The 7,305-nt window shown below is 62.0% G+C and carries 7 protein-coding genes; 2 read left to right on the top strand and 5 right to left on the bottom strand.

What is annotated here, in order from left to right; genetic code table 11:
- The 3 genes from NZ585_08245 to NZ585_08235 all read right to left on the bottom strand — a co-directional run.
- A partial coding sequence (locus NZ585_08245; GenBank protein ID MCS7080026.1) for a hypothetical protein occupies positions 1-462 on the bottom strand: 462 nt, incomplete at its 3' end.
- Positions 453-692 (bottom strand): hypothetical protein, encoded by a 240-nt coding sequence (locus tag NZ585_08240; protein ID MCS7080025.1) that lies wholly within the window; start codon positions 690-692, stop codon positions 453-455. The genes NZ585_08245 and NZ585_08240, both read right to left, overlap by 10 nt.
- The gene (locus NZ585_08235; protein MCS7080024.1) at positions 682-1,473 is read right to left on the bottom strand and encodes a hypothetical protein; all 792 of its coding nucleotides are present in this window, start codon (positions 1,471-1,473) and stop codon (positions 682-684) included. Before NZ585_08235 ends, NZ585_08240 begins: the two co-directional genes overlap by 11 nt.
- A gap of 547 nt (positions 1,474-2,020) precedes the next feature.
- Between NZ585_08235 and NZ585_08230 the strand changes: the two genes are divergently transcribed.
- Positions 2,021-2,929 (top strand): alpha/beta hydrolase, encoded by a 909-nt coding sequence (locus NZ585_08230; GenBank protein MCS7080023.1) that lies wholly within the window; start codon positions 2,021-2,023, stop codon positions 2,927-2,929.
- Positions 2,930-3,565: 636 nt separating this feature from the next.
- On the opposite strand, the gene sctN is transcribed toward NZ585_08230, so the two are convergent.
- The gene (sctN, locus tag NZ585_08225; GenBank protein ID MCS7080022.1) at positions 3,566-4,891 is read right to left on the bottom strand and encodes a type III secretion system ATPase SctN; all 1,326 of its coding nucleotides are present in this window, start codon (positions 4,889-4,891) and stop codon (positions 3,566-3,568) included.
- Between the two features lie 105 nt (positions 4,892-4,996).
- Complete coding sequence (locus tag NZ585_08220; GenBank protein ID MCS7080021.1) at positions 4,997-6,925, bottom strand: thioredoxin-like domain-containing protein; 1,929 nt, start codon at positions 6,923-6,925, stop codon at positions 4,997-4,999.
- A gap of 100 nt (positions 6,926-7,025) precedes the next feature.
- Between NZ585_08220 and NZ585_08215 the strand changes: the two genes are divergently transcribed.
- On the top strand, positions 7,026-7,286 hold the full coding sequence (locus tag NZ585_08215; protein ID MCS7080020.1) for a cation transporter: 261 nt from the start codon (positions 7,026-7,028) through the stop codon (positions 7,284-7,286).
- Positions 7,287-7,305: the final 19 nt, after the last annotated feature.

The following is a 7,305-nucleotide window of genomic DNA, read 5'->3' as shown; positions in this document are numbered from 1 at the left end:
CGCGTACGCCTTCCGATCCCAGTAAAAGCTGTTCCGCCCGTTGATGTACTGGTTGATGAGCGGCACGCTCGACCCGCTCGGCACGACGCTTTCACTGAACGGCACGCTCGTCGCCGGGTTGTTTTGCGCGTTGTATTCCACCCGCTCCTTCTCCCCCGTCGGATGCGTCACCTCCACCCACCGCTGCGCCCCCGTCCCAGGTCCGTTCGTGAAGCTCGTCGTCCCATACGGCGTCGTCAGGCTGGTCAGAAAGTCCCCCGCCCCATAGGTGAACGCCGACTCGATCCCGATCACGTCCGTGATCCTCGCCAGCCGTCCGCTCCCGTCGTACGCAAACTGCGCATACCGCCCGTACGGGTCCGTCACCCGCGTCACCCGCAGCCGCTCCGCGTCCGTCCCCGTCGTCGGGTAGTCCAGCCGCGTCCGCCGCCCCTGCGCGTCCACCACGCTCGTCAGTCGCACGCCCGCGCGTCCGCATCGTACGGCGCTTCGTTGTAGTTCAGCGTCACCGTATGCCCCTGCGCGTCTTTCAGCTGCGTCAAAAACCACCGCCGCGTCGTCCCTGTCGGCGGATCGAGCGCCAAGCCATAAACTTCCAAGCTCCCGTCGTTGAACCGCCGCTCGTAGCGCGTCGTCTGTCCCCCGCCCAGCACCCGTGTCACCACCGCCTGCGACCGCAACTTATGACACAATCACCCACCAGTCTTCGCAGTGGGGTAGGTCCGGCTGTGTCGCGCAGTCTTGCTGCCGGAGGCAAATCCGGTTGATGCAGAAAGTCCCGTGATTTTCACAAAGCTGCCCGCGCGCGCCGACGCACTCATAGCCCAGCGCGTTGCCCTGCGAGTCGTAACGCGCCTGACACGTCTGGTTTGGGCAGTAGACGTACGCTTGCCGGGCAGGCTGATCGCCTACGCTCGCATCGCCTACGCTCGCAACGACCGACTCCGGCGCTACAGCGCGCCGCCAAGTTTCGCCGTCCTCAAACTTGACTTCTTCAGCCGCTAGGATGAGCAAGACTTGGCTAGCCTGAGACCGGCGCGCCGCCTCCAAGAGCGATCCCAGAGGCAATCCATAGTCGCGCCGACCAGCCACCGTCTCCACATCGGCCGGCTTGCCTTTGCGCGCAACTTGGGCGACTTCTCGCGGCAGCCGCTTCGCTACACACTGACCGGCGGCGAGAACGCGCTTGTCGCCATCCGCTTCGATCAGAAACCACGCAAGGCGGAGATCTTGCATGCGGCGCTGAGTGGCGTTTCGAGTCTGGACAAGCGTCGCTCGGAATGGACGCGCCTCACTGGCGACAGCCGAAACCTGGATCTCAGCGGCAAAGCCCTCTGAAGTGATATCCGGGACGACGCTAAGCCACGGGAAGCCCTTGTTGTCATCGGCGGGATGAAGCTGCGCGCCCGCCTGAAGAGGCGACAGCAGCCACAACAGCCACAGCGTCAGCAAAACGCCCCGACGGCTTATCACAGCAAAACCTATTCTTGACTGAGCCAATGACATGTTTGACCTCCAGAACACAGTCAATCTGCATCAGATGCAAAGTGAAGCCAACAGCAGCTTTCTTTAACAAAAAATTACATTGGTTTTTTGCGTCAAGCGCGGACTCAGCGCATTGGCGAACCCCACAGCGGAAGGGAGCAATGGTACTTCTGCCACATTTACGCAACGCTGTCGCCATAAAAATAACCAAGCAAAATACTAACAACAGAACAAATACAACTACTAGGTGAAATACAACAACAAGTAGCAGGGTCAAGCGATTTTTCAGCAATTATGATAACAGCAGGGGATTGCAGCGTTTTTCAGGTGCAGCCGGCTCAAAGCGCCTCTGAAGCAATCGGTTTCAGCCGCGAATGACCCGGCCGCAATGAAGGAGACTGCGCAAAGGGCGATGACGGACTCGCGCCGAGACGCCAAGGCGCAGCGAGCGAGGAAGAAAGCCGGGCTACATCGCTGCGAAAAACGATATGATGATCGAGCAACGCTGCTCTCCGATGTCGCGGGACGACGAGCCATGAACCCATCATCCCACTACTTTCATTCGCACCGGCTCAAGCTGCACTACTGGGACTACGGCGGCGGAGACGACCGGCCGCCGCTCATCCTTGTACACGGCACGCAGGATCACGCCCGCAGCTGGGACGATTTTGCACGCGCGTTTCACCACGAGTACCACGTCTACGCCCTCGACTTACGCGGCCACGGCGACAGCGCCTGGGTGGAAGGCGCGATGTACGCCTTTCCAGAGTTTATGCTCGATTTGGTCGCGTTCGGCGGTGTGGTACAACGGTTTCCGGCCGCCGTCGTCGGGCATTCGCTGGGCGGAGTGGTGGCGATGCACTATGCCGCCGCCTTCCCGGAGCGGGTTGCCGCCGTCGTCAACATCGAAGGTTGGGGGCCGCCGCCGTCGGTGAAAACCAAAACCTACACCGAGCGGCTGCGGACGTGGGCGGAGCGTGTCCTAGCGGCCGAGAGCCGTACGCCTCGCCGCTACGCCTCAATTGAGGAAGCCACCGCCCGGATGAAGGAAGCCAATCCGCACCTAAGCGACGCGATGGCCGCGCATCTGACGCGCTACGGCACGAACCGGACGGCCGACGGCAGCCTCATCTGGAAGTTCGACCCGTATTTGCGCCACCTGCCGCCGTTGGGTTTACCGACGGAGTTGGCAAAGGAGTTGTTCGCCGCCGTCAAGTGTCCGGTACTGTGCATTCGAGGCGCAAAGAGCTGGGCGGCGAATCTGGCGCAAAGTCCCCAACTCCAGATGATTGAGCGGATGCAGTACGTTGAGGTCCCCGAAGCCGGCCACTGGGTGCATCACGACCAGTTTGAAGCCGTCGTCCAGGCGACACGTCGGTTTCTGGCCGAGAACGCCGTTTCGCCAACGAAACAACCGGCGTCGAGCGGGGCGGATGGTCGGTAGTTTGCGTCAGGCTTCGTCTGCAAGCCGAAGCGCGCGCCGACCGGAACAGGGCAGGGGAAACCCGTGAGCTATTTCGCCGCCGTGTAAGAAACTTGGAAAACTCTCCGACGGCGGAGACCGGCAATGGTCGCGGCTGGTGGCGATGGGGACAAGGTAGCCGGACGCAAACGCGCCCAACAAGAGCAACGCCAAAACGAGCGCCAACGGGTGAAGCTCCGCAAGTGCAAGTGAGGTTGAAAATAAGCGCCTGCTGTATTCATCGCCTGTAAGGCAGGCGGCAGTCCACACGCGGGCGGCGCTCCACGCGCCAAGCTAGCTTGCCTACGGTCAGGCCCTAGCGACGCCAAGGGAGCGCCAAGACGTAGCCTACGTCTTCAGGGAAATCACGCAGCGCAGAGCCGAAGATGACGCAAAGCTTACGCGAGGAAGTCGCCCCGGTTGGCGCACGGCGCGTCGCAGTCCGGGCACACCGCCGCCTGGGCCCATATCAGCCGACCACTCCCACCGGCGCAAGGTTGACAACGGCGGCGGAAAGACTCGGCGGCGGCTTCGGCGTGGCGGAAACACACATCCGCGACCGCCGCCGCTTCCTCCAGCTGAACGGCCAAGGTCGTTCGGCGGCGTCATACGGGTGTGTCACAGGATTTTCGCCAGTCGGTCAAGCGTCTCCTGAAAATCGGCCTTTTCACTCGTGGACTGACGCAGGAACTGATTGACCGCGTCAATTTTCGAGATGGCGTAGTCGGTACGCTTGTCTTTGCCGCTTTTGTACGCGCCGATGAGAATCAGGTCCTTCTGGGACTCATAGGCGTCAAGAATGTCGCGCAGCTTCATCGCCTTGGCGATGTGATCCTTGTCGGCTACGGCCGTCATAACGCGCGACACCGAGTGCCGGACATCAATCGCTGGATAGTGACCGCCAGCCGCCAGCGCGCGCGACAAAATGATATGTCCGTCCAAAATCGAGCGGGTTTCGTCGGCGATGGGTTCGGTCATGTCGTCGCCTTCGACAAGCACGGTGTAAAAGGCTGTGATCGAGCCGCGCTGCGAGTTGCCGGTACGCTCCAACAGCTTGGGCAACTCGCTGAATACCGACGGTGGGAAACCGGCGCGCGCCGGGGGTTCGCCGGTCGCCAAGCCGACTTCGCGCAAGGCGCGGGCGAAGCGCGTCACGGAGTCCATCATCAGCAGCACTTTTTTGCCTTGGTCGCGGAAGTACTCGGCGATGGCCGTCGCAACGTGCGCCGCCTTGAGCCGCACCAGCGACGGTTCGTTGGACGTTGCGACAACGATAACCGACCGCTTCAGACCCTCCGGTCCGAGATCGTGTTCGAGAAAGTCGCGCACTTCGCGTCCGCGTTCACCGATGAGCGCAATGACGTTGACCTCAGCTTCCGTGTTGCGCGCCAACATCCCTAGTAGCGTTGATTTGCCCACGCCAGCGGCGGCGAAGATGCCGACGCGCTGCCCTTCGCCGACGGTCAACGTCGCGTCAATCGCCCGTACGCCGGTCACAAAACGCTTTGTCACACGCTGGCGCTTCATCGGGTCGGGCGGGCGGGCGGAGACGGGAACCTCAACGGCGTTCTGGATCGGTCCTTTGCCGTCCATCGGTTCGCCCAGCCCGTCCAAGACGCGCCCCAGTAGTTCGTCGCTTACCCGCACCTTGAGCGAGCCGCCGGTTGAGATGACTTCCGCGCCCATGGCGACATCCTGAAGTTCTCCCAGCGGCATGAGAATAATTTCCGAACCGCGAAAGCCGACGACTTCAGCCTTCAAATCCTGCGCGCGGTGCGGCGAGCGGATGAGGCACAGTTCCTCAATGCGCGCGCCCGGTACAGAGGCCCGGACAAGCAAGCCGACCAGTTCTGTGACACGCCCGCGCACCTCAACCGAAGGCAACCAGTCAAGGGCCCTGACGTAGGGCGACAAGTCCAGTCGTGGCGACACCACTCCTCCCATCAACGAACGCCTCCTTCGGGTTTGTCCGTTTTTCCGCCGCTGAAAAGCCGCCGCCGGATGATACCGCCAACCGGCGCAGCGGCGCACGCCGGCCGGCGTGAATCTTTAGCCGGCTGGCGCCGGCGTAGGGATTTGCTTCTGAAGAATGAGACGCTTGGTGCCGCCCTTGGCGCGACCGATAAACGGAACATGGAAGCGATAGGTCGTCACCGTACAGAAACCTTCATTACCTTCCTTGCAGTAGGTCACGGACACCACCACGTCAAACGCGCCCATACCGTCAGCCGTGACGGTATAGGGAATCGTCACCGGGAAGCGCAGCTTCTCACCCGCCGCCGCCATCGCCTTGGCCGGTACGGTAAAGCCCTCCGTTCCGGCCTCAATGCTCACAAAGTACCGTTGCTCGGCCTTGGGGGCATACTTGAACCCCGGCGGCAACTTGACATCCACCACAATCTCGCCCGCGCCCGGTATGAGCCGCTGCGCCGGGACGCCGACCTGTTCCTCGTTCGGCAGCGCATCGGCCTTGCGTTTGACCGGCGTCGGAGCGTTGAGTTTATCAATCGGAAACGTTCGCACCCGCGTCGGCTCAAACTCCACCACGCGCACAACGTGATTGTTGGTGTCGGCGATGAACAGTTTGCCGTCGGCGTAGGACACGCCGCCCGGTTCGTGAAACAGCGCCGGGATGTCGTTTTGCAGGCCTGGCTTGCCGGCGCCAATCAGGTTTGAGACAAAGCGCGTTCGCAGGTCAATCGTGCGCAGCTTATGGTTGTAGCTGTCCGCAACGTACAGCTTGCGGTCGGCGACGGCTACTCCCAGCGGATGCTGGAAGCGGGCGTTTTCGCCCCTGCCGTTAGCGTCGCCGAAGTCGAACAGATCGCCGCCAGCTATAGTCGTCACCTGTCCATCCTTCAAGTCAATGGCTCGAATGGCGCTGATTTCACTGTCGGCCACATACAGTCGCTTACCATCGGTCGCCAATCCCGAAGGCTGAGCAAACAGCGCCGTGTCGAGCGCGCCGTCCCGCCGTCCCTCGCCGCCGGTTCCGGCGTACCAGCCGACCGTGCCGGTGTCGAGGTTGTACCGCCAGATTTGGTGTGCCCCCGCCATAGCGATAAACAGCGTGCGTTCGTGGACGACCAAATCCCAAGGTGAACTGAGGCCGATGGTCGTCCCTGGCCCCGTTCGGTCGCCGCGCTCGTTTTTGCCCGTCCCGGCGACTGTTTCCACCTGCTTGGTCTTGAGATTGACACGCCGAATCAGGTGATTGCCGGTGTCGGCGACATAAAGGAAATCGCCGTCCAGCGCCAGTCCCTGCGGATAACGGAACTCAGCGAAATCGTAAGGGCCGTTGCGCGTTCCTGGCGCGCCGGAGCCGATGACGTCAAGCAACCCGCCGTCGAAATCAACGACAACCACCCGATGGTGGCCGGTGTCGGCGATGAATAAGCGCCGACTCGCCGCATCCGCATGCACCTTGCCCGGAAACCGGAGCGGACGGTCGGGTTCTTTGGACAGTTCTAGCGCGGTTTCCACTGACCCCGGCTTGAGCGTCCCCTTGCGCTTGGCCTCGGCAATGAGCGCAGCGATGTCGCGGTCAAGTTCGTCGCGGTGACCCTCGCCAGTGTACCGACTCGCCACGTAGCCGTCGGGTGTGATCAGCACCAGCGTCGGCCAGGCGCGTACTGCATAGGCGTTCCAGATGGCGAGGTTGGCGTCGTTGACGACCGGGTGCCGGATGTCGTAGCGCGCAATCGCCTGCCGGATGCTGTTGCTTTCTTTCTCGTTTGTGAACTTGGCCGAGTGGACGCCGATGACAACCAGTTCATTTGGGTACTTGGCTTCCAATGCCTTGAGGTCGGCGATAACGTGCAGACAGTTGATGCAGCAGTAGGTCCAGAAATCGAGTAGCACGACCTTCCCACGTAGCGCGGCGAGCGACAGCGGCCTCGGTATGTTGAGCCAGTCCACGCCGCCTTCCAGTTCAGGGGCGCGAACGGGACCGATTTGCAGCAGGGAACGTGTCGGCATTGGGGAGGAAGCCGTCGGCCACAACGCCGTCGGTGACAAGAGCAGGAGGAGAGCCGCTAGGATCGTACAACACGAAAGCCACAAACGTTTCATACACCGCATGGTGTTGCGCCGGGACGTACCCGGCAAGTGGAACGGTACGCCAGAGGAGGGCAAGGTGATGCGTGAGGAGACCTTTGAGATTGAAGGCATGCACTGTGGGCATTGCGTGCGCGCCGTCGAAACCGCACTCCGCGCGCTCGTCGGCGTTGAGGTACGCCGGGTGGAGATTGGGCGGGCTTCCGTCGCCTATGCGCCCGAAACCGTGAGCCGGGCGCGGATTGTCGCGGCGATTGAAGAAGCCGGCTTTCAGGTTGTTTGAGCAAACGCAAGGAGGAAAA

Source organism: Chloracidobacterium sp. (genome assembly GCA_025057975.1).
Classification (GTDB): Bacteria; Acidobacteriota; Blastocatellia; order Chloracidobacteriales; family Chloracidobacteriaceae; genus Chloracidobacterium.
Note: the sequence above shows the minus strand (reverse complement) of the source record. Positions and strands in the feature narration are given on the sequence as shown.

Bases quoted from the DNA above. Each gene is read 5' to 3' on its own strand.
- NZ585_08230 (MCS7080023.1), top strand. From the start codon at position 2,021: ATGAACCCATCATCCCACTACTTTCATTCGCACCGGCTCAAGCTGCAC.
- sctN (MCS7080022.1), bottom strand. From the start codon at position 4,891: ATGGGAGGAGTGGTGTCGCCACGACTGGACTTGTCGCCCTACGTCAGG.
- NZ585_08220 (MCS7080021.1), bottom strand. From the start codon at position 6,925: ATGCCGACACGTTCCCTGCTGCAAATCGGTCCCGTTCGCGCCCCTGAA.
- NZ585_08215 (MCS7080020.1), top strand. From the start codon at position 7,026: ATGGTGTTGCGCCGGGACGTACCCGGCAAGTGGAACGGTACGCCAGAG.